Annotated in this window: 23 protein-coding genes and 5 tRNA genes; 8 read left to right on the top strand and 20 right to left on the bottom strand. The window is 70.8% G+C overall.

The annotated features are described in order from the left end of the window. Positions 1–13: 13 nt before the first annotated feature. The gene (locus AB0I22_RS29985) at positions 14–985 is read right to left on the bottom strand and encodes a thiamine-phosphate kinase (RefSeq protein ID WP_363134085.1); all 972 of its coding nucleotides are present in this window, start codon (positions 983–985) and stop codon (positions 14–16) included. Between the two features lie 137 nt (positions 986–1,122). On the opposite strand from AB0I22_RS29985, the gene AB0I22_RS29980 reads away from it, so the two are divergent. Next, a complete protein-coding gene (locus tag AB0I22_RS29980; protein WP_363134084.1) occupies positions 1,123–1,356 on the top strand; it encodes an Lrp/AsnC ligand binding domain-containing protein in 234 nt (77 codons plus the stop codon). A 20-nt stretch (positions 1,357–1,376) separates the two neighbouring features. Continuing rightward, positions 1,377–1,874: a DUF3515 domain-containing protein gene (locus AB0I22_RS29975; protein ID WP_363134083.1), complete on the top strand. Its 498-nt coding sequence runs from the start codon at positions 1,377–1,379 to the stop codon at positions 1,872–1,874. 21 nt (positions 1,875–1,895) lie between these two features. Here AB0I22_RS29975 and AB0I22_RS29970 read toward each other — a convergent pair whose 3' ends face one another. From AB0I22_RS29970 to AB0I22_RS29960, 3 genes are read right to left on the bottom strand one after another with little or no spacing between them, the layout of a single operon-like run. Continuing rightward, positions 1,896–3,050, bottom strand: a complete 1,155-nt coding sequence (locus AB0I22_RS29970) for a D-alanine--D-alanine ligase family protein (RefSeq protein WP_363134082.1) — start codon at positions 3,048–3,050, stop codon at positions 1,896–1,898. 34 nt (positions 3,051–3,084) lie between these two features. Next, entirely contained in the window at positions 3,085–4,086 is a 1,002-nt protein-coding gene (locus AB0I22_RS29965) for an NAD(P)H-dependent glycerol-3-phosphate dehydrogenase (RefSeq protein WP_363134081.1), read from the bottom strand. Continuing rightward, positions 4,083–4,841 carry a lysophospholipid acyltransferase family protein gene (locus tag AB0I22_RS29960; RefSeq protein WP_363134080.1) on the bottom strand — a complete coding sequence of 253 codons (759 nt, stop codon included), beginning with the start codon at positions 4,839–4,841 and terminating at the stop codon, positions 4,083–4,085. Before AB0I22_RS29960 ends, AB0I22_RS29965 begins: the two co-directional genes overlap by 4 nt. Positions 4,842–5,011: 170 nt before the next feature. Between AB0I22_RS29960 and cofC the strand changes: the two genes are divergently transcribed. Together cofC and AB0I22_RS29950 are read left to right on the top strand one after the other, a co-directional pair. Next, on the top strand, positions 5,012–5,656 hold the full coding sequence (gene cofC, locus AB0I22_RS29955) for a 2-phospho-L-lactate guanylyltransferase (RefSeq protein WP_363134154.1): 645 nt from the start codon (positions 5,012–5,014) through the stop codon (positions 5,654–5,656). 46 nt (positions 5,657–5,702) lie between these two features. Continuing rightward, positions 5,703–5,999, top strand: a complete 297-nt coding sequence (locus AB0I22_RS29950) for a hypothetical protein (protein WP_363134164.1) — start codon at positions 5,703–5,705, stop codon at positions 5,997–5,999. A 140-nt stretch (positions 6,000–6,139) separates the two neighbouring features. On the opposite strand, the gene AB0I22_RS29945 is transcribed toward AB0I22_RS29950, so the two are convergent. From AB0I22_RS29945 to leuC, 4 genes are all read right to left on the bottom strand, one after another. Continuing rightward, positions 6,140–6,829 carry an HU family DNA-binding protein gene (locus AB0I22_RS29945; protein WP_363134079.1) on the bottom strand — a complete coding sequence of 230 codons (690 nt, stop codon included), beginning with the start codon at positions 6,827–6,829 and terminating at the stop codon, positions 6,140–6,142. A gap of 125 nt (positions 6,830–6,954) precedes the next feature. Further along, positions 6,955–7,200: a hypothetical protein gene (locus AB0I22_RS29940; RefSeq protein WP_363134078.1), complete on the bottom strand. Its 246-nt coding sequence runs from the start codon at positions 7,198–7,200 to the stop codon at positions 6,955–6,957. A 136-nt stretch (positions 7,201–7,336) separates the two neighbouring features. After that, positions 7,337–7,930, bottom strand: a complete 594-nt coding sequence (gene leuD / locus AB0I22_RS29935; RefSeq protein WP_363134077.1) for a 3-isopropylmalate dehydratase small subunit — start codon at positions 7,928–7,930, stop codon at positions 7,337–7,339. A gap of 5 nt (positions 7,931–7,935) precedes the next feature. Next, positions 7,936–9,360, bottom strand: coding sequence for a 3-isopropylmalate dehydratase large subunit (gene leuC, locus AB0I22_RS29930; RefSeq protein WP_363134076.1), 1,425 nt, complete (start codon positions 9,358–9,360; stop codon positions 7,936–7,938). A 127-nt stretch (positions 9,361–9,487) separates the two neighbouring features. On the opposite strand from leuC, the gene ndgR reads away from it, so the two are divergent. Next, on the top strand, positions 9,488–10,204 hold the full coding sequence (gene ndgR / locus AB0I22_RS29925; RefSeq protein ID WP_363134075.1) for an IclR family transcriptional regulator NdgR: 717 nt from the start codon (positions 9,488–9,490) through the stop codon (positions 10,202–10,204). Positions 10,205–10,265: 61 nt separating this feature from the next. Here ndgR and AB0I22_RS29920 read toward each other — a convergent pair whose 3' ends face one another. The 9 genes from AB0I22_RS29920 to AB0I22_RS29880 all read right to left on the bottom strand — a co-directional run bounded on the left by AB0I22_RS29920 (position 10,266) and on the right by AB0I22_RS29880 (position 13,792). After that, a complete protein-coding gene (locus AB0I22_RS29920; RefSeq protein WP_363134074.1) occupies positions 10,266–11,234 on the bottom strand; it encodes an MEDS domain-containing protein in 969 nt (322 codons plus the stop codon). Beyond that, positions 11,224–12,117: an MEDS domain-containing protein gene (locus AB0I22_RS29915; protein ID WP_363134073.1), complete on the bottom strand. Its 894-nt coding sequence runs from the start codon at positions 12,115–12,117 to the stop codon at positions 11,224–11,226. The genes AB0I22_RS29920 and AB0I22_RS29915 overlap by 11 nt, the downstream gene beginning before the upstream one ends. Before the next feature lie 85 nt (positions 12,118–12,202). Then, positions 12,203–12,275, bottom strand: a tRNA-Glu gene (locus tag AB0I22_RS29910). Between the two features lie 56 nt (positions 12,276–12,331). Next, positions 12,332–12,403 (bottom strand) — tRNA-Gln (locus AB0I22_RS29905). A gap of 13 nt (positions 12,404–12,416) precedes the next feature. Beyond that, positions 12,417–12,489: transfer RNA gene (locus AB0I22_RS29900), tRNA-Glu, on the bottom strand. 63 nt (positions 12,490–12,552) lie between these two features. Then, positions 12,553–12,625, bottom strand: a tRNA-Glu gene (locus AB0I22_RS29895). 42 nt (positions 12,626–12,667) lie between these two features. Continuing rightward, positions 12,668–12,739, bottom strand: a tRNA-Gln gene (locus tag AB0I22_RS29890). Positions 12,740–12,825: 86 nt separating this feature from the next. After that, complete coding sequence (locus AB0I22_RS29885) at positions 12,826–13,572, bottom strand: HAD family hydrolase (protein ID WP_363134072.1); 747 nt, start codon at positions 13,570–13,572, stop codon at positions 12,826–12,828. Positions 13,573–13,582: 10 nt separating this feature from the next. Continuing rightward, the gene (locus tag AB0I22_RS29880) at positions 13,583–13,792 is read right to left on the bottom strand and encodes a DUF397 domain-containing protein (protein WP_363134071.1); all 210 of its coding nucleotides are present in this window, start codon (positions 13,790–13,792) and stop codon (positions 13,583–13,585) included. 219 nt (positions 13,793–14,011) lie between these two features. Here AB0I22_RS29880 and AB0I22_RS29875 point away from each other — a divergent pair, with 219 nt between their 5' ends. Further along, positions 14,012–14,338, top strand: coding sequence for a DUF6247 family protein (locus AB0I22_RS29875; protein WP_363134070.1), 327 nt, complete (start codon positions 14,012–14,014; stop codon positions 14,336–14,338). Next, positions 14,335–14,574, top strand: a complete 240-nt coding sequence (locus AB0I22_RS29870; protein WP_363134069.1) for a hypothetical protein — start codon at positions 14,335–14,337, stop codon at positions 14,572–14,574. Before AB0I22_RS29875 ends, AB0I22_RS29870 begins: the two co-directional genes overlap by 4 nt. A 66-nt stretch (positions 14,575–14,640) precedes the next feature. Here AB0I22_RS29870 and gltX read toward each other — a convergent pair whose 3' ends face one another. The 3 genes from gltX to AB0I22_RS29855 form a co-directional block, all read right to left on the bottom strand. Next, the gene (gene gltX, locus AB0I22_RS29865; protein ID WP_363134068.1) at positions 14,641–16,125 is read right to left on the bottom strand and encodes a glutamate--tRNA ligase; all 1,485 of its coding nucleotides are present in this window, start codon (positions 16,123–16,125) and stop codon (positions 14,641–14,643) included. Then, the gene (locus AB0I22_RS29860) at positions 16,118–16,918 is read right to left on the bottom strand and encodes a fumarylacetoacetate hydrolase family protein (protein WP_363134067.1); all 801 of its coding nucleotides are present in this window, start codon (positions 16,916–16,918) and stop codon (positions 16,118–16,120) included. Before AB0I22_RS29860 ends, gltX begins: the two co-directional genes overlap by 8 nt. A gap of 330 nt (positions 16,919–17,248) precedes the next feature. Beyond that, a complete protein-coding gene (locus AB0I22_RS29855) occupies positions 17,249–17,428 on the bottom strand; it encodes a hypothetical protein (protein ID WP_363134066.1) in 180 nt (59 codons plus the stop codon). A 546-nt stretch (positions 17,429–17,974) separates the two neighbouring features. Between AB0I22_RS29855 and AB0I22_RS29850 the strand changes: the two genes are divergently transcribed. Then, a partial coding sequence (locus AB0I22_RS29850; RefSeq protein WP_363134065.1) for a nitrate- and nitrite sensing domain-containing protein occupies positions 17,975–21,414 on the top strand: 3,440 nt, incomplete at its 3' end.

Raw genomic sequence — 21,414 nt, 5'->3', positions numbered from 1 at the left:
GGGCCCGCCGGCCCTACTCGTCCGTCTCCAGGTCGCCGAAGTGGTCCCAGCCGCCGGCCTGCTCCCAGGGCGCGCCGTCCACGGTCACCTGCGGCAGCGCGGACGGGTGGAGCACGTCGCCGATGACCTGCCAGCGGGCGGGCAGTTTCACGTCCGGCGGGAAGGTGGCCACGATCGCGTGGTCCTCTCCCCCGCCGAGCACCCAGTGCAGCGGGTCGACGCCGACGGCCTGCCCGATGTCGTGCATCTGGCTGGGCACGTCGATCGCCGCCGTGTGCAGGTCGATCCGGACCTTGCTGGAGTCGGCGATGTGGCCGAGGTCGGCGATGAGGCCGTCGCTGATGTCGGTCATGGCGGTGGCGCCGAGCCCGGCGGCCGCGGGGCCCGCGTGGTACGGCGGTTCGGGCCTGCGGTGCGCCTCGACGAAGGCGCGGGGGGAGCGGAAGCCGCGGGAGAGCACGGCGTGCCCGGCGGCGGACCAGCCGAGCCAGCCGGTGACGGCGACCACGTCGCCGGGCTGGGCGCCGGAGCGGGTGACGGGTTCGTGGTTGCGCAGGTCGCCCAGGGCGGTGATGGCCACGGTGATCGTCTCGCCGCGCACCACGTCGCCGCCGACCACGGCCGCGCCGGCGACCTGGCATTCGTCGCGGATGCCGTCCATCAGCTCGGTCGGCCAGGTGGCGGAGAGTTCGGCGGGGACGACGAGGCCGAGCAGGACGGCGGTGGGCACCGCGCCCATCGCGGCGATGTCGGCGAGGTTCTGCGCGGCGGCCTTACGCCCGACGTCGTAGGCGGTGGACCAGTCACGGCGGAAGTGCCGTCCCTCCAGCAGCAGGTCCGTACTGGCCACTACGCGCCGGTCGGGGGCCGCCACCACCGCCGCGTCGTCCCCCGGCCCGAGCCGTACCGCCGGGGTGGTGGTGAGCCGGGAAGTGAGCTCTCTGATGAGCCCGAATTCCCCCAACTCGCCCACGGTGCCCTTCATCCTGTTGCCCCTTCGCACTCGTGCTCCGCTGATCGCCGCGCCGCGCAGGCCGCGCGGGTCTCCCCGCGCCGTGCGGCGACGCGGTACCGTGGCGTCTCTTTCCCCCACATGATCCTCGTCGCCGCCCAGGAGGTTCCGTGGTACAGGCGTACATCCTGATCCAGACCGAGGTCGGCAAAGCGTCGACCGTGGCCGAAGTCATCGCGAAGATCGCAGGCGTGATACAGGCCGAGGACGTGACCGGTCCGTACGACGTGATCGTCCGCGCCCAGGCCGAGACCGTGGACGAACTCGGCCGCATGGTGGTCGCCAGAATCCAGCGAGTGGACGGCATCACCCGCACTCTGACCTGCCCGGTGGTCCATATCTAGTCCCCCCGTATGCTCGGCCGGTGAGATTTTCCATCCGCCCGCGCGGCTGGCTGCCCTTCGTCGCCGTACTGACCGCCGTCGGCTGCTCGTCCACGGGCGGCGGCGCGAACGTGAGCGCCCCCTCGCCGTCGGCGGCGGAGGCCGGGTACTGCCGGGCGTTGCACGCGAAGCTCCCCGATGCCGTGAACGGAATGCAGCGGCGGACGACGGTGCCTGCCTCGGACTACACCGCGGCCTGGGGCGATCCGGCCATCGAACTGCGCTGCGGGGGGCCGCGGCCGAAGATCCTCACGCCCGGCAACGAACACTACAACCCCAGCGCGGACGCCATGGAGCTCAACGGGGTCTCGTGGCTGCCCGAACGGCTCCCGGACGGCGGCGTCCGCGCCACGACGACGCTGCGCAAGGCGTTCGTCGAGATCGTCATCCCGGCCAAGTACACGGGCGAAGCCGGTGACGTGAGCGCGCTCACCGACTTCGCCGACGCCGTGCGGCGGACCGTCCCGACGGGGATCTGAAGGCGCTCGGCCGAGCGTCCTTCAGCGCAGCCCCGTGGTGCGGCGCAGCGCGGCCTGTACGAGGAGGTCCACGAGCTGCGGGTAGCTGACGCCGCTCTCCTGCCACATCCGCGGGTACATCGAGATGGGCGTGAAGCCGGGCAGCGTGTTGATCTCGTTGATGACGAACTCGCCGTCCTCGCAGAGGAAGAAGTCCGCGCGGACCAGGCCCTCGCAGGACGCCGCGTCGAAGGCCCGTACGGCCAGTTCCCGGACGCGCTCGGTCTGCTCGGCGGTGAGCGGCGCGGGTACCAGGCCGGGCGAGGAGTCGATGTACTTGGCCTCGAAGTCGTAGAAGTCGTGGCTGGAGACCGGCGGGATTTCGGCGGGCACGCTCGCGCGCGGCCCGTCCTCGAACTCCAGCACCCCGCACTCGATCTCGCGGCCGCGCAGCAGCGCCTCCACGATGATCTTCGGGTCGTGGCGGCGGGCCTCCTCGATGGCCTCGTCGAGGCCGTCGAAGCCGTCGACCTTGGTGATGCCCATGGAGGAGCCGCCGCGGGCGGGCTTGATGAACAGCGGCCAGCCGTGGTCCCCGGCGAAGTCCGCGATCTTCCGGCGGGCGGCGTCGCGGTCGTTCTCCCACTCGCGCGGCCGGATCACCTCGTACGGGCCGACGGCCAGTCCGAAGGAGGTGAAGACGCGCTTCATGTACTCCTTGTCCTGACCGACGGCGGACGCGAGGACGCCGGAGCCGACGTAGGGCACCCCGGCGAGCTCCAGCAGCCCCTGGAGGGTGCCGTCCTCGCCGTACGGGCCGTGCAGCACGGGGAAGACGACGTCGACGTCGCCCAGCGCCTTGGGCACGGCGCCCGGTTCGGTGTAGACGATCTCGCGCGAGGTGGGGTCGGCGGACAGCACCACCGTGCCGTCCGGGGAGTCGGCGAGCTGCGCGACGGACGGCAGCTCGCGGCCGGTGATCGCCATCCGCTCGGGGTCGTCGGCGGTCAGCGCCCAACGGCCGTCCGCGGCGATGCCGATCGGCAGCACGTCGTACTTGGTGCGGTCGATGGCGCGCAGCACGGCGCCGGCGGTGACGACGGAGATCGCGTGCTCGGAGCTGCGGCCGCCGAAGACGACGGCGACACGCGGCTTCCGGCTCTGCTCAGGGCTCTGGGGAGGGTTGTCGCTGCTCATATCGCGTCGAGACTACCTGTTGACGAACCGCTCGTCAGTGCCGCTCGGCCTTGGCGGAGCGGGACATCAGCTCCTTGAGCGCGACGAGCGGCGGCTTGCCCTCGTGGACGATGCCGACGACCGTTTCGGTGATCGGCATGTCGACGTCGTGGCGGCGGCCCAGATCCAGCACGGACTCGCAGGACTTGACGCCCTCCGCGGTCTGCTTGGTGACCGCGATGGTCTCCTCCAGCGTCATGCCGCGGCCGAGGTTGGTGCCGAAGGTGTGGTTGCGGGAGAGCGGGGAGGAGCAGGTGGCGACGAGGTCGCCCATGCCCGCGAGGCCGGCGAAGGTCTGCGCGTCGGCGCCCATCGCCAGTCCCAGCCGGGTGGTTTCGGCGAGGCCTCGGGTGATGAGGGACGCCTTGGCGTTGTCGCCGAGGCCCATGCCGTCGGCGATGCCCACGGCGAGGGCGATGACGTTCTTGACCGCGCCGCCGAGCTCGCAGCCGACCACGTCCGTGTTGGTGTACGGGCGGAAGTACGGGGTGTGGCAGGCGGCCTGGAGCCGCTGGGCGACCGACTCGTCGGGGCAGGCGACGACGGCGGCGGCGGGCTGCCGGGCGGCGATCTCCTTGGCGAGGTTGGGGCCGGTGATCACCGCGACCCGCTCCGGGGCGGCGTTGCCGACCTCCTGGATGACCTCGCTCATCCGCTTGGCGGTGCCGAGCTCCACGCCCTTCATCAGGGAGACGAGGACGGTGTCGGGGGCCAGCAGCGGGGACCACTGGGAGAGGTTCTCGCGCAGCGTCTGGGAGGGCACGGTGAGGACGGCGAACTCCGCGCCGCGGGCGGCGACCGCGGGGTCGGTGGTGGCCCGTACGGCATCCGGGAGCCGGACCCCGGGGAGGTAGTCGGGGTTGCTGCGGCCGGTGTTGACGGCCTCGACGACGTCGGCGCGGCGGGCCCACATCGTCACCTCGCAGCCCGCGTCGGCGAGCACCATGGCGAAGGCGGTGCCCCAGGATCCGGTGCCGTATACGGCGCAGCGCGTCACTCGTCGTTCTCCTTGGCATGCTGGGCCTTGCGGCGGGCTTCGGCGCGCGCCTGCTTGTGGTCGTACGGCTCCGCGGGCGCGGGCTCCTGGCGGAGCTCGGCGAGGAGTTCGGTGATGGCGGCCATGATGGTGTCGGTCGCCTGGCGCAGCACGTCGGCGGTCGGATCCTGCCCGTAGTACTCGGAGAGGTCCACGGGCGGGCCGGCCAGCACCTTGAGCGTCTTGCGGGGGAAGAACCGGAACTTCTTCTCCTTGGCGTACGGCGGCATGGCCTCGTGGGCGCCCCATTGCGCCACGGGGATGACGGGCGCCTTGGTCAGCAGCGCGACGCGGGCGGCGCCGGTCTTGCCCTGCATGGGCCACAGCTTCGGGTCGCGGGTCAGCGTGCCCTCGGGGTAGAAGGCCACGCACTCGCCGCTCTCGATGGCCGCGACGGCGGCGCGGAAGGCGACTGCGGCATCGGTCGACTGGCGGTAGACGGGAATCTGGCCGGTGCCGCGCAGCAGCGTGCCCACGAAGGTCGTCTTGAAGAGGCCCGACTTGGCGAGGAAGCGCGGCACGCGGCCGGTGTTGTACTGGAAGTGCGCATAGGACAGCGGGTCCAGATACGAGTTGTGGTTGACCGCGGTGATAAAGCCACCGTCCGCGGGAATGTGCTCCATTCCGCGCCAGTCCCGCTTGAACAGAACCACGAGCGGCGGTTTCGCCAACACCGCCGTAAAGCGGTACCAGAAGCCGATTCTGTGGCGGGACACTCGGACACCCTTCTCTTTGGACCTGGGATGGAGCGGGTCTGCTGCGATCCCGGGGGCCGCACAAGTGTGGCCCCAGGTACCCGGTCTGTCGAGAACACGGTAACCCCGCGCTCTCCGGGCGACTGCGGCAGCAGGTGACAATGAGGTCGATGCGAAGAGACGGAGCGGGTGTGGTCTGGACCGTAGTGGTGCCGCTGAAATCCCTGGCGCAGGCCAAAAGCCGCCTCTCCGGGGCCGCTGGGACAAGGGGAGACGGCCTCCGGCCCGCTCTCGCGCTCGCGTTCGCCCTCGACACGGTGGCCGCCGCGCTGGCCGCGCGGCCGGTGGCCGGTGTGGCGGTCGTCACGGACGATCCGCTGGCCGCCCCGAAACTGGCGGATCTCGGCGCGCGGATCGTGCCGGAGCCGCCGGGCGGCGGCCTGAACGCGGCCCTCGCCCATGGCGCGGACGCCGTACGGGCGTGGGCCCCGGAATCCGGGGTGGTGACGCTCAACGCGGATCTTCCCGCCTTGCGGCCGGATGAGCTGACCCGGGTACTGAACGCGGCCGCCGCGTTTCCGCGCGCATTTCTCGCGGATGCCGCGGGAATCGGGACCACATTGCTCTCGGCCGCTCCCGGAGTGTTGTTGGCGCCGGCTTTCGAAGGGCTCTCGCGGGCCCGGCACCGGGCGTCCGGGGCGAGAGAGATCCTGCTCGACGGAGTCGATTCGGTACGTCAGGACGTGGATACGCCGCAGGATTTGCGGGCCGCCCTGGCGCTGGGCGCGGGAGCCCGTACCACCGAGGCCGCGGCGGGCCTGCTGATTGCCGATTAGGGCGGGGCACACGCCGGTGTCGGCCCCAGGCTCTAAGCTTTGTCCTATGCAGGCCACCGCGTACACATACGACTTCGAGACCCGCAGCGGGAGCGTCCTCCTGGACGACGGCACGCCGCTGCCGTTCGACGCGGCGGCGTTCGACGCGGGCGGGCTGCGGCTGCTGCGTCCGGGGCAGCGGGTGCGGATCGAGGTCGCGTCCGCGGAATCGGAAGCGGCCCCGGAAAAGGGGTCCGCTGAGGGCGCCGCGAAGGGCTCCCCGGAAGGCCCTGGGACGGGTTCCGGGAAGGCGCCGGCCGCCGACGGGCGCCGGGTGACGTTGGTGACGCTCCAGACCTTCTGAGACGTAAGGCCTTCTGAGACGTACGTCCGTCAGGCCCGCGCGTCCCCGGGCCCTTTCGGGCGTGTCCGAGCGCACGCCGCGGGCCGGTCTCCCCGGAGGGAGACCGGCCCGGCGCGGGACGCTCTTGGCTGTCGCCGCCCTTACTTCTTCTTGGCAGTGGCCTTCTTGGCGGTGGTCTTGCGCGCGGTGGTCTTGCGCGCCGGAGCCTTGGTCGCCGTGGCCTTCTTGGCGGGCGCGGTCTTCTTCGCGGTCGCCTTCTTGACCGTCGCCGCCTTCTTCGCCGGCGTGGCCTTCTTGGCGGCGGCCTTGGTGGCCGTGGCCTTCTTGGCGGGCGCCGCCTTCTTCGCGGTCGCCTTGGTCGCCGCCTTCTTAGCGGTCGCCGTGGTCTTCTTGGCGGCCGTCGCGGTGGTCTTCTTCGCGGTGGTCTTCTTCGCCGTCGCCTTCTTGGCGGTGGCCTTCTTGGCCGCGGCCTTGGCGGTCGTACGGGTGGAAGAACCGCCCGAGAGGCTGCCCTTGGGGGCCTTCTTGACGGCCACGTCGTTCTTCGGGAGCTTCTTCGAGCCGCTCACGAGGTCCTTGAAGCCCTGACCCGCGCGGAAGCGGGGCACGGAGGTCTTCTTGACCCGCACCCGCTCACCCGTCTGCGGGTTACGGGCGTACCGGGCCGGACGGTCGACCTTCTCGAACGAGCCGAAACCGGTGACCGAGACCCGGTCGCCGGAGACAACTGCACGGACGATCGCGTCGAGTACCGCGTCGACAGCGTCTGCGGCCTGCTGGCGGCCGCCTACCTTGTCGGCAATCGCTTCAACGAGCTGCGCCTTGTTCACGTCTTCCCCTTCGGAGACATTGCTGGAACGAATGCGTTCCAGCCTTTTCGCACGTTAGGCAGATATATACCGCAAATCAAACACGAAACGGTCTAATCACCCTTGTGCCGCAACGAACTCGACCATCATCGAGTTCCGTCGGTGTCGCGTTCTGGGGGGAAACGGCCCTCGTCGAGGTCGTTCATCAACCGGTCCAGACGCTTTGCCGCGCCTGAGAGATCGTGCTTCGCCGCGGCCGTGATGGCCAGCAGCTTCCGGGACAGCGCCATCCGTACGCCCTCCGGGACTTGCAGTGTGCGCACCCTTGTGTGCGCTTCCTTTAGTTGGTCGGCAACGAGCCCGTAGAGCTTGAGTTGGCTGTCGCGTTCCATGCACCGATTGTGCCATCTGAGGCGAGTTGTCGCTTCACGGGGCCTCAACAAACCGATGCGCCCCCTGTCCGAAGACAGGGGGCGCATCATGTCAAACGCCGGGTGAACAGCGGAAATCGGGGTCCCGGCAAGGGCCTCAGACGACGGTCGTGGAGGGCTTGAAAGAGGGCCGCTTCCCTTCGTACGCCGCGATTTCGGCGCTCTGCCGCAGGGTCAGGCCGATGTCGTCCAGCCCCTCCAGCAGCCTCCAACGTGCGTTCTCGTCAAGCGCAAAATCAGCCGTGATGCCTTCGGCCCTCACCTGGCGGGCGACGAGGTCCACGGTGACCTCCGCGGCGGGGTCCTCCTCGATGAGCTTCCACAGCAGCTCGACCGTCTCCTGCGGGAGCACGACGGTCAGCAGACCGTTCTTCAGCGAGTTGCCGCGGAAGATGTCGGCGAAGCGGGAGGAGACGACGGCCTGGAAGCCGTAGTTCTGGAGCGCCCAGACGGCGTGCTCGCGGGAGGAGCCGGTGCCGAAGTCGGGGCCGGCCACCAGAACCGAGGCGCCCGCGCGCTCGGGCCGGTTGAGAATGAACTCCGGGTCCTTGCGCCAGGCCTCGAAGAGCCCGTCCTCGAAGCCGTCGCGGGTGACCTTCTTCAGCCAGTGCGCGGGAATGATCTGGTCGGTGTCCACGTTGCCGCGGCGCAGCGGCACGGCCCGGCCGGTGTGCGTGGTGAAAGCTTCCATGGTGCTCAGGCCTCCACGAGAGTCGGGACGTCGGACAGATCGGCGGGCGAGGCCAGATGGCCGAGCACCGCGGTGGCGGCGGCGACCCCCGGGGAGACCAGATGGGTGCGTCCGCCCTTGCCCTGCCTGCCCTCGAAGTTGCGGTTGGAGGTGGACGCGGAGCGCTCGCCGGGGGCGAGCTGGTCCGGGTTCATGCCCAGGCACATCGAGCATCCGGCGTGCCGCCATTCGGCCCCGGCGGCGGTGAACACCTTGTCCAGCCCCTCCGCCACGGCCTGCAGCGAGACCCGTACGGAGCCCGGCACGACCAGCATGCGGACGTCGTCGGCGATGCGGCGGCCGTCCAGCACGGCGGCCGCGGCGCGCAGGTCCTCGATCCGGCCGTTGGTGCATGAACCTACGAAGACGGTGTCCACGGTGATGTCCCGCAGCGCCTGACCAGCCGTCAAACCCATGTATTCCAGGGCCTTTTCGGCGGCGAACCGCTCCGAAGCGTCATCGTACGAACCGGGGTCGGGGACGCGGGCCGACAGCGGCGCGCCCTGCCCGGGGTTGGTCCCCCAGGTGACGAACGGCGCGAGTTCGGCGGCGTCGATGACCACCTCGTGGTCGAAGACTGCGTCGTCGTCGGTGCGCAGCGTCTTCCAGTACTCGACCGCCGCGTCCCAGTCGGCGCCCTGCGGGGCGTGCGCGCGGCCCTTCAGGTACGCGAAGGTGGTCGCGTCCGGGGCGATCATGCCGGCCCGGGCGCCCGCCTCGATCGACATGTTGCAGATCGTCATCCGGGACTCCATCGAGAGCTTCTCGATGGCGGGGCCGCGGTACTCGATGACATAGCCCTGGCCGCCGCCCGTGCCGATGCGGGCGATGACGGCGAGGATCAGGTCCTTGGCGGTGACGTCGTCGGGCAGCTCGCCCTCGACCGTGATCGCCATGGTCCGGAAGGGCGCCAGCGGCAGCGTCTGGGTGGCCAGCACGTGCTCGACCTGGCTGGTGCCGATGCCGAACGCGAGCGCGCCGAACGCGCCGTGCGTGGAGGTGTGGCTGTCGCCGCAGACCACGGTGGTGCCGGGCTGGGTGAGGCCGAGCTGGGGGCCCACCACGTGGACGACGCCCTGCTCGACGTCGCCGAGCGGGTGCAGCCGCACGCCGAACTCCGCGCAGTTCTTGCGCAGCGTCTCCAACTGGGTGCGGGAGACGGGGTCCGCGATCGGCTTGTCGATGTCGAGCGTGGGGGTGTTGTGGTCCTCCGTTGCGAGGGTGAGGTCCGTGCGGCGGACCGTGCGGCCCTCCTTGCGGAGGCCGTCGAACGCCTGCGGGCTGGTCACCTCGTGCAGCAGGTGGAGATCGATGAAGAGGAGGTCGGGCTCGCCCTCGGCGCGCGTGACGACATGGTCGTCCCATACCTTCTCCGCCAGTGTCCGTCCCATCGCTGTCCCTCCGGCCGACGTCGCCGCCGACCCAACTCGTATGTCTGCGGGGTGCTGTCGACCAGGTTCGCGCTTCTCCGAGAAAATTGAACTTGCGTTTCACAGTGTGAGACGCGAGTATCGTTTCATGGACAACTCTAGCGGCGTCGGCGTTCTCGACAAGGCGGCTCTGGTACTGAGCGCTCTGGAGTCGGGCCCGGCCACTCTTGCCGGACTGGTCGCGGCGACCGGCCTCGCGCGCCCCACGGCGCACCGCCTCGCGGTGGCCCTCGAACACCACCGGATGGTGGCCAGGGACATGCAGGGCCGGTTCATCCTCGGCCCGCGGCTGAGCGAACTCGCCGCGGCGGCGGGCGAGGACCGGTTGCTGGCGACGGCGGGCCCGGTCCTCACCCACCTGCGGGACGTGACGGGCGAGAGCGCCCAGCTCTACCGCCGGCAGGGCGAGATGCGGATCTGCGTGGCGGCCGCGGAACGGCTGTCCGGACTGCGGGACACGGTGCCGGTCGGCTCGACGCTGCCGATGAAGGCGGGTTCGGCGGCCCAGGTGCTCATGGCCTGGGAGGAGCCGGAGCGGCTGCACCGCGGGCTGCAGGGCGCGCGCTTCACGGCGACCGCGCTCTCGGGCGTACGCCGCCGGGGCTGGGCCCAGTCCATCGGCGAGCGCGAGCCGGGCGTCGCCTCGGTCTCCGCGCCGGTCCGCGGCCCGTCCAACCGCGTGGTCGCCGCCGTCTCGGTATCCGGACCCATCGAGCGCCTGACCCGCCACCCGGGCCGGATGCACGCCCAGGCCGTCATCGACGCGGCGGCCCGGCTCAGCGAGGCCCTTCGCCGCACGGGCTGAGCCCCGCACCGGCCGCGGCTACGGAGGCGGCGTGCCCCATGACTCCCGCCCCCGGGGCACGTCACAGGCGCTCGGCGTCCCGCGGACCCGCGATGTGCAGGGTGATACGGACCCACGGCCCGTCGCCCCGGATCTCCATGTACTCGCACAGGCTGCGCGCGAGCCAGAGGCCGTCCGCGGCGTCCGGGGCGGCGCCGGGCGGGTGGAAGCCCACGAAAACGGGCGGCGGCGCGCCGTCCGGTGCGCGCCGCAGCAGTTCGCAGGCCAGGGCGCCCGGTTCCGTCCACATCCGGAGCGAGACGCGGGCTCCTCGCGCGGCCAGCAGATAGCCCGCGGCCTCGTGGACGGCGAGTTCGGCGAGCGCGAGACGGGGGCCGGACAGTCCGGCCGCCGCCGCGCGTTCACGGGCGAACCGGCGGACGGCGGGGGCGTCGGAGGTCAGCGCGATCCCCGGCGCGCCGGCCGGCGGGGGCGGCAGATCGGGCGCGACGGACGCCGCGTACTCCTTGGGCGCGACGTATTCGGCGCACGGCAGCAGCCGTGCGCCGTCCATCAGCCCCGGGTGGGTGGCCCGCGCGGCCGACACCACCTGGTCCGGCACGGCTCGGGTGTCGTACGGGCAGATCATCCATACCGGCAGGTCCGCCAGCAGCACATTGAGCCCGGCCTCCATCCGCTGCCACTCGGCGACCTGGCGGGCGGACTTCCCGCTCCACACGGGCTCGGCGAGCATCCGCAGCCGGCGGCCCGGCACCGCGCGGCGCGCGTGGTAGCGGAGGAAGGCGGAGACCCGTTCCACTGGGCGGCGGCCGAAGAAGGCGGTCTCGGCGGTGTCCAGCGCGTACGCCCGTCCGCCGAGCGCGGCGCGCAGCGAGGCGAGGTTGGCGGCCGTGGTCGCGGCCAGCACCGGCTCCCCCGCCGCCAGTCCGCGCTCGGCGAACGGCACCGCCATCGCCAGGAATTCGTCGTCCGAGCCGTAGAGGCAGGCGTGGTGGGTGAAACCGTCGGCAGCGCCGAGGTCAGCAGGCATGGGTGGCCGCCAGTCTGAGGCCGGGGGTGCTGTCCCAGCCGATGAGCGTGATGACCTGGAGCAGGTGCGGCATCAGCCCCGTCAGCTCCACGCAGTAGTGGCGGGCGGCGCGGGCGCGCGCGAAGGCCATCAGCAGCCGCAGCCCGCCAAGGTCGAGGAACTCCACCCGGGACATCTCCAGCCGGACGTCGCCCCGTACGGCGGCGACCGTCTGCAGGGCCTCCCTGATGTGCCGGTGCGCGGCGGCGTCCACCACGCCCTCGATGCGCAGCCCTTGCGGGCGGTACGTACGGACGATGACCAACTCCGCGGTCTGTACGAGGGGGTCCACTTCGACGCTCCAGGGGTGGGCCGACTCGACGGCGTCCGCCGCCTCGTCGTCGCAGCGGCGCAGATCGTACTGGCACACGGTGAGCGTGTCCCTGGTCCGGAACTCCCCTGCCAGCAGCGCCTCGTAGCGCAGCAGCCGTCCGAGGTCGTACGCGTCATAGGGCGCACCGCCCGGGTCGCCCGCGATGCGCAGGGTGCGGTAGCCCTGCGAGCGGGCGCGGTCGCAGGCCTTGCGCAGCCGGCCGAGCATCATGTCGAGGTCCAACTGCCTGTCGTCCGGGCAGGGTTGGGCGGCGTCCACGATCTCTACCTGACCGCCGGCGCCGATCGCGGACTCGGAGATTTGGTGACGCCCCATCAGTTCGCCGGCGCTGTGCGGCCCGTCATGGCCGGCCAGGTAGAGGATCTTGTGGGTGGCGCGCAGTCCGCCGATCAGGAAACCCCGCAGGACGCAGGCCCGCTCCTCCTCCGAGGCGAAGAGCAGGCAGGCGTGATCGCCGGGGCGCAGCTTCCCCACGGGGACCCTGCGGCGCACACCGTCGGCTTGGGCCATGCGTGAATTATCGAGCGCGGCACACGCGCAGCGGAAGGTGCACGTGGAAAAGCCCCCCGCTTGCGCGGAGGGCGTCTCGATTGCGTACCCCCGACCGGATTCGAACCGGCGCTACCGCCTTGAGAGGGCGGCGTGCTAGGCCGCTACACAACGGGGGCTAGCGTGCGGACTCGCGTCCGCGTGTTTTCAGATGTCCGATTTCGACGCTCTGAAGCTGGGCTACCAGGACTCGAACCTAGACTAAGGGAACCAGAAACCCTCGTGCTGCCAATTACACCATAGCCCATGGTATAGACCAGTACCCCCGACCGGATTCGAACCGGCGCTACCGCCTTGAGAGGGCGGCGTGCTAGGCCGCTACACAACGGGGGCCCTAGCGATCCTCGCATCGTCACATCCGGGAGCGACCCGAAGGTGACGGAAAGAAAGGATCTGTACCCCCGACCGGATTCGAACCGGCGCTACCGCCTTGAGAGGGCGGCGTGCTAGGCCGCTACACAACGGGGGCTTGCACTGCTGAATCAAGAGACCCAATAATAACGATCTCTTGCTGGGCTACCAGGACTCGAACCTAGACTAACGGAACCAGAAACCGTCGTGCTGCCAATTACACCATAGCCCACCAAAACACAACCCCCTGAAGGGCCTTGCTTGGCTTGCGCTTTCCGCTCCGGCCTCTCGGCCCGCTCGGGCGGCGCAGGAAGAACATTACCCGATCGACGTCGGCGCTCCAAAACGGGTATCGCCCCGCAGGAGGCCGGAGAGCTGGTCGAGACCGGTGATGCGATGCACCCCGGTCACCCCGGCCGGCAGCCCGCCGGGGGCGGCACCGGGGGCGCCCCCGCGATCCAGCCAGATCCCGGTGAGCCCGGCGTCCCGGGCCCCGCACGCATCAATATCGATCTTGTCCCCCACGTACGCGACCTCCCCGGGCTCCAGCCCGAGCGCCTCGCACGCCGCGATGAACGCACCGGCCTCCGGTTTGCTGATCCCCAGGTCGTGGGCGCAGACCAGCACCTCGAACCGGTCGCGCACCCCGAGTACGCGCAGTTTGCGGTCCTGATTGCTGGCCCGGGAATTCGACAGCACGCCATGCCGATATCCGGGGGTGAGCCCGTCGAGCGCCGGCACGGCATCCGGAAACAGCGCCCACGCGGCCTCGTAATGCCTCAGATAACGCGCGAACCACGCATCCGCCTCGGCATCACTGGCCTCCTCCCCCAAAAACGCCCGCACCCGCCCCCTGCGCTGCCCCTCGAAATCCACTTCCTTGGCCGCGAGCCGCGCCCAGTAAATCTCGGTGACCTCCCACCACCGCCCCAACACCACTTCCTCCGCCTCGCCCCCGCCCAGCAGCCCCTCGGCCCGCAGGTGCTCCAGCACTCCGGTGCGGTCGGCCGTGGCGTAGTCGAAGATGGTGTCGTCGACGTCCCAGAGGACAGCACGAATCGGCATACCCCCGACGCTACCGGCCCCGCCCGTCCGCGCGACCGCCCAGCCGATCCTTCTTGACCGCGACGAAGAACCCTCGCAGAGCGTCGGGCGCTACGGACAGGACGGCATCGGGGGCGTCGCTCTCCCGGAGGCGGACGGTGCCGTCCGGGGCGGCGGCGATGTTGACGCAGTTGGCGCCTTGGTTGCTATAGGAGGACTTCTGCCAGGCCCAACTGTTCATCTCTGCTCCTCTTATCCAAGAGCTGGTCGAAGCGACCGCGCCCCGGCTGGGCCGGTCCGGTCGCGTACGCGAGTGGTCGCGTTGAGTGAACCATCGGGCGAGGGCGGTCGCGGGCGCTCACGCTCGTATCACCGCGCGTCCCGGGTGCGGCCGGGAGGCGCGCGCCTCTACGGTGGGCACCCCTGTCCCCTGCCCCTCATTCGCCGGAGGTCGCCGATCATGGCCCGCGAAGTCGACCCGGACTCTTGTGAGAGAACGCCGGAAGCCATCCGTACGGCGCTGGAGCGGCGGCCCGACTGGTTGCAGGGGTTCGAGCAGGAGTGGCTCAGTGCGGCCGCTGACTTCGACCAGGCGGCGCTGGACGATGTGCTGGACAAGTGGATTCCCTTTGCCTGCGCCTGTGCCACTCCGGGATATCTGGACGATGTGGAACAGACCGTCAAGCGCATGGCGGAGGGGGACACGGAAGGCATGGTCTTCCGGGACGCGGAGGGCAACGCCTACGACGCCGAGAACAACCCGATCGGCACGGGCAGGTGTCTGTGAGTGCGTATGAGATCAGGTACGCGGACCGGGCGGCTCAGCGCAAGGCGGCTCTGACCTCACCGCAGCGCTCCGCTTTGGAGGGGCTCGAAAAGCGTCTGAGCCGCAATCCGTTCGACCCGCCCGCGAGGAGCAACCGGGACAACAGCTGGTCGGCGGACTTCACCGGCGGCTTCATCACCTATGTGGTCTCCAACCGGCACGTCGTCATCAACGTCGTCGATCTGGTGGCGCTCTGATGCCAGTCCCCGTACGTACGTAGGGCCCGGAAGCCGGTTCGGCTTCCGGGCCCTACGTGCACGAGGTCAGGCCGTGAGCTTGGCCAGGGCCGCGTCGATGCGCGGGAGCGTGCGGTCGCGGCCGAGGATCTGGAGGGACTCGAAGAGGGGGAGGCCGACGGTGCGGCCGGTTACCGCTACGCGGACCGGGGCCTGGGCCTTGCCGAGCTTGAGGCCGTGCTCCTCGCCGGCGGCCAGGACGGCCTCCTTGAGGGCGTCCGCGCTGCTCCAGTCCGCGTCAGCGAGCTTGGCGCGGGCCGTGCGGAGCAGGGCGTCGGAGCCTTCCTTCATCGCCTTGTTCCAGGACGCCTCGTCCTCGACCGGGGTGTCCCGGAAGAGGAAGTCGACGTTGGCGGTGATGTCGGACAGGACTGTGACCCGCGTCTGCGCGTACGGCGCGATGGCTTCCCAGGCGGTCTGGTCGAAGTCCTCGGGCGCCCAGTTGGCGTGCGGGGCCTCCAGCCACGGGGCGCAGGCCGCGGCGAAGGCCGCCGGATCCAGCTGCCGGATGTGGTCGGCGTTGATCGCCTCCGCCTTCTTCAGGTCGAAGCGGGCCGGATTGGCGTTGACGTCCTCGATCTCGAACTTCGCCACCATCTCCTCGACCGAGAAGACGTCCTGGTCGGCGGAGAAGGACCAGCCGAGCAGGGAGAGGTAGTTGAGCAGCCCCTCCGGCAGGAAGCCGCGCTCGCGGTAGAGGTTCAGGGACGCCTGCGGGTCACGCTTGGAGAGCTTCTTGTTGCCCTCGCCCATGACGTACGGGAGGTGCCCGAACTCCGGCGTCGTCTTCGCGATGCCCAGCTCGGTCAGCGCCTTGTAGAGCGCGACCTGGCGTGGGGTCGAGGACAGCAGGTCCTCGCCGCGCAGCACGTGCGTGATCTCCATCAGCGCGTCGTCGACCGGGTTGACGAGGGTGTAGAGGGGCGCGCCGTTGGCCCTTACGATCCCGTAGTCCGGCACGTTCTCCGGGGTGAAGGTCAGCTCGCCGCGGACCAGGTCCGTGAAGGTGATCGTCTCGTCCGGCATCCGGAAGCGGACGATGTGGCTGCGGCCCTCGGCCTCGTACGCGGCCTTCTGCTCGGCGCTCAGGTCGCGGCACGCGCCGTCGTAACCGGACGGCCTGCCGGCGGCGCGGGCCGCCTCGCGGCGCGCGTCGAGCTCCTCGGTGGTGCAGTAGCAGTCGTAGGCGTGGCCGGCGTCCTTGAGCCGCTGCGCGACGTCGCGGTAGATGTCCATCCGCTGCGACTGGCGGTACGGCTCGTGCGGGCCGCCGACCTCGGGGCCCTCGTCCCAGTCGAAGCCCAGCCAGCGCATCGCGCCGAGCAACTGCTCGTACGACTCCTCGGAGTCGCGGGCCGCGTCGGTGTCCTCGATGCGGAAGACCAGGGTGCCCTTGTGGTGGCGCGCGAACGCCCAGTTGAACAGGGCGGTGCGGACCAGGCCCACGTGGGGGTTGCCGGTCGGCGAGGGACAGAAACGAACACGCACGGAAGAGGGGGTTGCGCTAACCACGCTTGATCACCTTATTGGTGAGAGTGCCGATGCCTTCGATGGTGACGGCGACCTCGTCGCCGACACCGATGGGTCCGACACCCGCCGGGGTGCCGGTGAGGACGACGTCGCCGGGGAGCAGCGTCATCGCCTCGGTGATGTTCACGATCAGGTCCTCGATGGAGTGGATCATCTCGCCCGTGCGGCCCAGCTGGCGCTGTTCGCCGTTGACGGTGCACATGATCCCGAGGTCCGACGGATCCAGTTCGGTCTCCACCCACGGGCCCAGCGGGCAGGAGGTGTCGAAGCCCTTGGCCCGCGCCCACTGCTTCTCGCGCTTCTGGACATCACGCGCGGTGATGTCGTTGGCGCAGGTGTAGCCGAGGATGACGTCCTTGACGCGCTCCCGCGGCACCTCGCGGCACATGCGGCCGATGACCACGGCCAGCTCGGCCTCGTGGTGCACCTCCTCGGAGAAGGAGGGGTACGCGATGGGGTCGCCGGGGCCGATCACCGAGGTGGACGGCTTGAAGAAGGCGAAGGGCGCGTCGGGGACGGCGTTGCCCAGCTCGGTCGCGTGCTCGGCGTAGTTGCGGCCGAACGCGACGACCTTGTTGGGGAGTACGGGCGGCAGCAGCCGGACCTTGCTCAGCGGGACCTTCTGGCCGGAGCGTTCGAACTCGGCGAAGGGGTGTCCCTTGATGATGTCGAGGACCGGGCCGCCGTCGGCGGTCCCTGCCTTGGCTTCTTCGACATCTCCTTCTACGACGCCGAAGGCGACGTTGCCGTCGATGGAGAACCTGGCGATGCGCACGGGAAGCCGCTACCCCTTCACTTTCACTGCACTGAATCCGCTGGCCATCCGCCGGCCGGAGACTGACGCTCCAGGCTAACGCGGGGCGCGGCGGGGCTCCGGCCACTTTCCGGTGGAGGGCCTCCGTGGCGGATGCGGCGAGGGGGCCGGATGCGACGACTAGGGCGCGTGCGGCGGGCGTGGCGGGTGCGAGTCGCGGCGGCTGCCCTCGTCGGCCCGGTATTCATACGCGCCCCGGTTCCCGGACTCCCCGGTTCCCGAACGCCTCAGCTCTTGAGCACCCCGGCCCTTGGACGCCCCGGCCTTCCGGCACCTCGGCCCTCGGACGACTCAGACCTTGGGCGCGTTCGCCAGCGTGGTGCGGCGCGGGTTGGCCGTCTGCGCGGGCAGTTCGACGGAGTGCTCCGGTGCCTCCGGCGCCGGCGTCAGCAGCTCCTCGGCGTCCTTGAGGTGCGCGAGGGTCGTGCGGCGCGGGTTGGCTATGTTCCGGAACATCATCGTCTTCTTCACTGGGGCCGCCTCGCGGTTGTCGTTTCCGTTGCCTGTGTAAACGTCAAGGCTAGGCACCCCTATCCCCACTGATCCGCGAGGAAAGTCACGCCGGGCGTGTGAGTTTCCTCACGAGCTCTATGACAAAAGCCCCATAAGTGGCAGCACTTCCACCCCCGCAAAACAGACATTGCACCACCGAACCAGACGTTCCGATCGTGATCGCCGGTACCGGGACACCCTTTACGTACGAGAGATTCGTACCCATAAGTCCGAAATCGCGGACGCGACTTTGCACACCTGGTGACATGCACCGCACATAGCGTTACTCACATCGCCTGCACGACTGCTGCTCTTGTTGGAGATCCTGCACTGTGCTGGAATTCCACGGACCGCCGTACGAATCATCCGGCGCGCGATGGGCGCAGAACAGCGCCGAAGCGGCGGTCGGAATGAGGGGTGGCGCGCCGGAACTCACGACCGCCATGGGGGGCCGCGCGGTCCCCCACGACTCGACACCGTTCCGCCGCTCGCGGAGGGACGCCTGGTCCAGAGGTTGCGACGCTAGTGCAGGGACGTTTCAAGAGAGATGGCAACGCCGCGGCGGAGCCGGAGCCACGCGGTTCGACCGACCGCGGAGCTGCCGGTGCGGCTGCCGACGCGCCCAGTGGCGGCGAGCCGTCCGAGCGGCCGAAGGCGAAGAAGCAGACCGGCCCCGGCCCACGCGTTGCCCTGCGCAACTGGCGCATCAGTACCCGTCTGGTCTCCCTGCTGGCCCTCCCCGTGGTCGCCGCGACGACCCTGGGCGCGCTGCGTATCCAGGACTCGCTGGAGAAGATCGACCAGCTCGACCACATGCAGCTGCTCACCGAGATGACGCAGCAGGCCACCCGGCTCGCCGGCGCGCTCCAGGAGGAGCGGGACAAGTCGGCCGGCCCGCTGACCGCCGGGGAGAAGAAGGACGACCAGGGCGTCATCTCGCCGCGGCTGAGCACCGACCGCGCCGTCCAGGCGTTCAAGCAGGCCACGGACAGCGTCAAGCCCGAAGACCCGTCGATGGTCGGTGTCCGGACCACGCTCGTCGATATCTCCAAGCAGCTCGACAAGATCAAGGACATCCGTGCGGACGCGTACGGCGACAAGGAGTACATCTCCCGGACCGTCGGCAACTACGACGCGCTGATCACCTCGCTGCTGTCGCTCTCCCAGGACATGGCGCAGGCGACCAGCAACCCCGAGATGATCACGAGCACCCGCGCGCTCGCCACGTTCTCCTCCGCCAAGGAGTACGCGTCCATCCAGCGCGCCGTGATCAGTGCCGCGCTCGCCAACCCCAAGCACCCGTTCCTCTCCGAGAACGACCGCCAGTACGGCAAGTCGGCCCTGGACAGCGAGGACGAGTCGCTGCGCCGCTTCACCGCGATCCAGTCCGGTGACATCGACGAACTGATGCGGGCGCTCAACGGCGGCCAGACCGAGATCACCTCCGCAAACGCCAACGCGGAGCGCTGGCTCACCAAGCAGGACGGCATCAAGTCCGAGAAGACGTCCTACCAGGACTGGTACGACCAGGACAGCGTCAAGCTCGAAGAGATGTCCAAGATCGAGCAGACGCTGCTGACGCAGATGGACCAGAAGGCGCGCGAGCTGCGCGCCGACGCGCAGCAGGACGCGATCCTCAACAGTGCGCTGATCGTGCTGGTGCTGGGCATCTCGCTGGTCGGCGCGTTCGTCGTGGCGCGCTCCATGGTGCGCTCGCTGCGCCGGCTCCAGGACACCGCGCAGACGGTCGCCCAGGAGCGGCTGCCCGAGTTGGTCAAGCAGCTCTCCGAGATCGACCCGCAGGACGTGGACACCTCCGTCGAGTCCGTCGGCGTGCACAGCCGCGACGAGATCGGCAAGGTGGCCGCGGCCTTCGACGACGTGCACCGCGAGGCCGTCCGCCTCGCCTCCGAGCAGGCCATGCTGCGGGGCAACGTCAACGCGATGTTCACCAACCTCTCGCGCCGCAGCCAGGGCCTCATCCAGCGCCAGCTCTCGCTCATCTCCGAGCTGGAGAGCCGCGAGGCCGACCCGGACCAGCTCTCCTCGCTCTTCAAGCTGGACCACCTCGCGACCCGTATGCGCCGGAACGGCGAAAACCTCCTCGTCCTCGCGGGCGAGGAGCCGGGCCGCCGCTGGACCCGGCCCGTCCCCCTCGTCGACGTGCTGCGCGCCGCCGCGTCCGAGGTGGAGCAGTACGAGCGCATCGAACTCAGCGGGGTGCCGCCGACCGAGGTCGCCGGCCGGGTCGTCAACGACCTCGTGCACCTCCTCGCCGAGCTGCTGGAGAACGCGACGTCGTTCTCGTCCCCGCAGACCAAGGTCAAGGTCACCGGTCACGCGCTGCCCGACGGGCGGGTGCTCGTCGAGATCCACGACACGGGCATCGGGCTCTCCCCCGAAGACCTCGCCGCGATCAACGAGCGGCTCGCCAGCCCGCCGACGGTGGACGTGTCCGTCTCCCGGCGCATGGGCCTCTTCGTGGTCGGCCGCCTCTCCCTGCGCCACGGCATCCGCATCCAGCTGCGGCCGTCCGACTCGGGCGGCACCACCGCGCTCGTCATGCTGCCGGTCGACGTCGCCCAGGGCGGCAAGAAGCCGGTGCCGAGCAACGCGCCCGGCGCTTCCACGCCCGGCGTCAGCGGCGGCAACGCGGCCCCCGGCCTCGTCGACTCCGCGCCGCCTCGCCGCCAGGTGCCGGGCCCGGGACCGCGTCCGGCACTGCCGGGCAAGGGCGGACCCGCCGGTCAGGGAGGCCAGGGCGGTCAGCCCGGCCGACCCGGCCAGGGTGGTCAGGGCGGCCAAGGAGCCGGCCCCGGCGACCAGTCCGGCCGTCCCAGCACTACCGAGAGCGGTCTGCCGACCCGTCCCGTCGGCGCGGGCCTGGCCCCGGCCGCGCCCCCGTCGGGCGGCGCCAGCCTCTTCGACAACGGCGCCCCGCGCCCCTCCGGTACGGACCGGATGAGCACCCGCCCCGACGGGCGCCCGGCGATCCAGCCGCGCGGCAAGGCCCCCGGCCCCTCGGTCGCCCCGCCGACCGGCGCCCCCTCTTCGGGCGACCGCGCGCGTCGGCCGCAGCTCCCGCCCCGCGGCCCCGCGGGCGAGCTGTCCGGCGGCCCCGCCGAGGGCCTCACCGGCCGCGGCTCCCGGCAGCCCGCGACGAGTTGGGGCAGCGACAGCGGCCAGGGCTCCGGCTCGTCCCCCGTGGACGACTGGCCCCTCGGCGAAGACGGCTCCCCGCGCGGCCGGCAGGACAGCCCGCGCGGCCATGAGGACGTGGACTCCCCGTCCGCCTTCGGCCGTCCGGGCAACCGCGCGCCGGGCGGTACGGACGGCGCCGGCGCCCCGCCGGCAGGCCGCGGCGACACGGGCGAGTTCGCCCAGCCCGGGCGCGGTGGCTCCGGTGACACCGGCCAGTTCGCCCAGCCCAACCAGGGCGGACGCAACGCCACCGGCCAGTTCGCGCAGCCAGGTCCGGGCGGTCAGCCCGGTCAGGGCGGAAACGGTCCCGGCGACACGGCACAGTTCCCGCGCATCGGCGGCCCCGCCGACACCGGCGAATACGGCCGGCCCGGCCGCGACGGGCGCAACGACACGGGCCAGTTCGCCCAGCCCGAACAAGGCGGACGCGGCGACACGGGCCAGTTCGCGCAGCCCGACCAGGGCGGGCGCGGCGACACCGGTCAGTTCGCGCAGCCCGGTCAGTTCGCCAACGGCCCCGGCGAGACCTCGCAGTTCCCGCGCGTCGGCGGCCCCGCCGACACCGGCGAGTACTCGCGGCCCGGTCAGGGCGGCCGTAACGACACCGGTGAATACACCCAGCCCGGCCACGACGGGCGCGGCGACACGGGCCAGTTCGCCCAGCCCGAGCAGGGCGGGCGCGGCGACACCGGTCAGTTCGCGCAGCCCGGTCAGTTCGCCAACGGCCCCGGCGAGACCTCGCAGTTCCCGCGCGTCGGCGGCCC

The organism is Streptomyces sp. NPDC050610 (assembly GCF_040654875.1).
Lineage (GTDB): Bacteria > Actinomycetota > Actinomycetes > Streptomycetales > Streptomycetaceae > Streptomyces.
The sequence above is the reverse complement of the archived record's forward strand: the minus strand, read 5'-3'. Positions and strand labels throughout refer to the sequence as shown.

Bases quoted from the DNA above. Each gene is read 5' to 3' on its own strand.
- AB0I22_RS29950 (WP_363134164.1), top strand. From the start codon at position 5,703: ATGCAGGCCACCGCGTACACATACGACTTCGAGACCCGCAGCGGGAGC.
- AB0I22_RS29985 (WP_363134085.1), bottom strand. From the start codon at position 985: ATGAAGGGCACCGTGGGCGAGTTGGGGGAATTCGGGCTCATCAGAGAG.
- AB0I22_RS29875 (WP_363134070.1), top strand. From the start codon at position 14,012: ATGGCCCGCGAAGTCGACCCGGACTCTTGTGAGAGAACGCCGGAAGCC.
- AB0I22_RS29880 (WP_363134071.1), bottom strand. From the start codon at position 13,792: ATGAACAGTTGGGCCTGGCAGAAGTCCTCCTATAGCAACCAAGGCGCC.
- AB0I22_RS29915 (WP_363134073.1), bottom strand. From the start codon at position 12,117: ATGGCCCAAGCCGACGGTGTGCGCCGCAGGGTCCCCGTGGGGAAGCTG.
- AB0I22_RS29920 (WP_363134074.1), bottom strand. From the start codon at position 11,234: ATGCCTGCTGACCTCGGCGCTGCCGACGGTTTCACCCACCACGCCTGC.
- leuC (WP_363134076.1), bottom strand. From the start codon at position 9,360: ATGGGACGGACACTGGCGGAGAAGGTATGGGACGACCATGTCGTCACG.
- AB0I22_RS29940 (WP_363134078.1), bottom strand. From the start codon at position 7,200: ATGGAACGCGACAGCCAACTCAAGCTCTACGGGCTCGTTGCCGACCAA.
- AB0I22_RS29970 (WP_363134082.1), bottom strand. From the start codon at position 3,050: ATGAGCAGCGACAACCCTCCCCAGAGCCCTGAGCAGAGCCGGAAGCCG.
- ndgR (WP_363134075.1), top strand. From the start codon at position 9,488: ATGGACAACTCTAGCGGCGTCGGCGTTCTCGACAAGGCGGCTCTGGTA.
- leuD (WP_363134077.1), bottom strand. From the start codon at position 7,930: ATGGAAGCTTTCACCACGCACACCGGCCGGGCCGTGCCGCTGCGCCGC.
- AB0I22_RS29885 (WP_363134072.1), bottom strand. From the start codon at position 13,572: ATGCCGATTCGTGCTGTCCTCTGGGACGTCGACGACACCATCTTCGAC.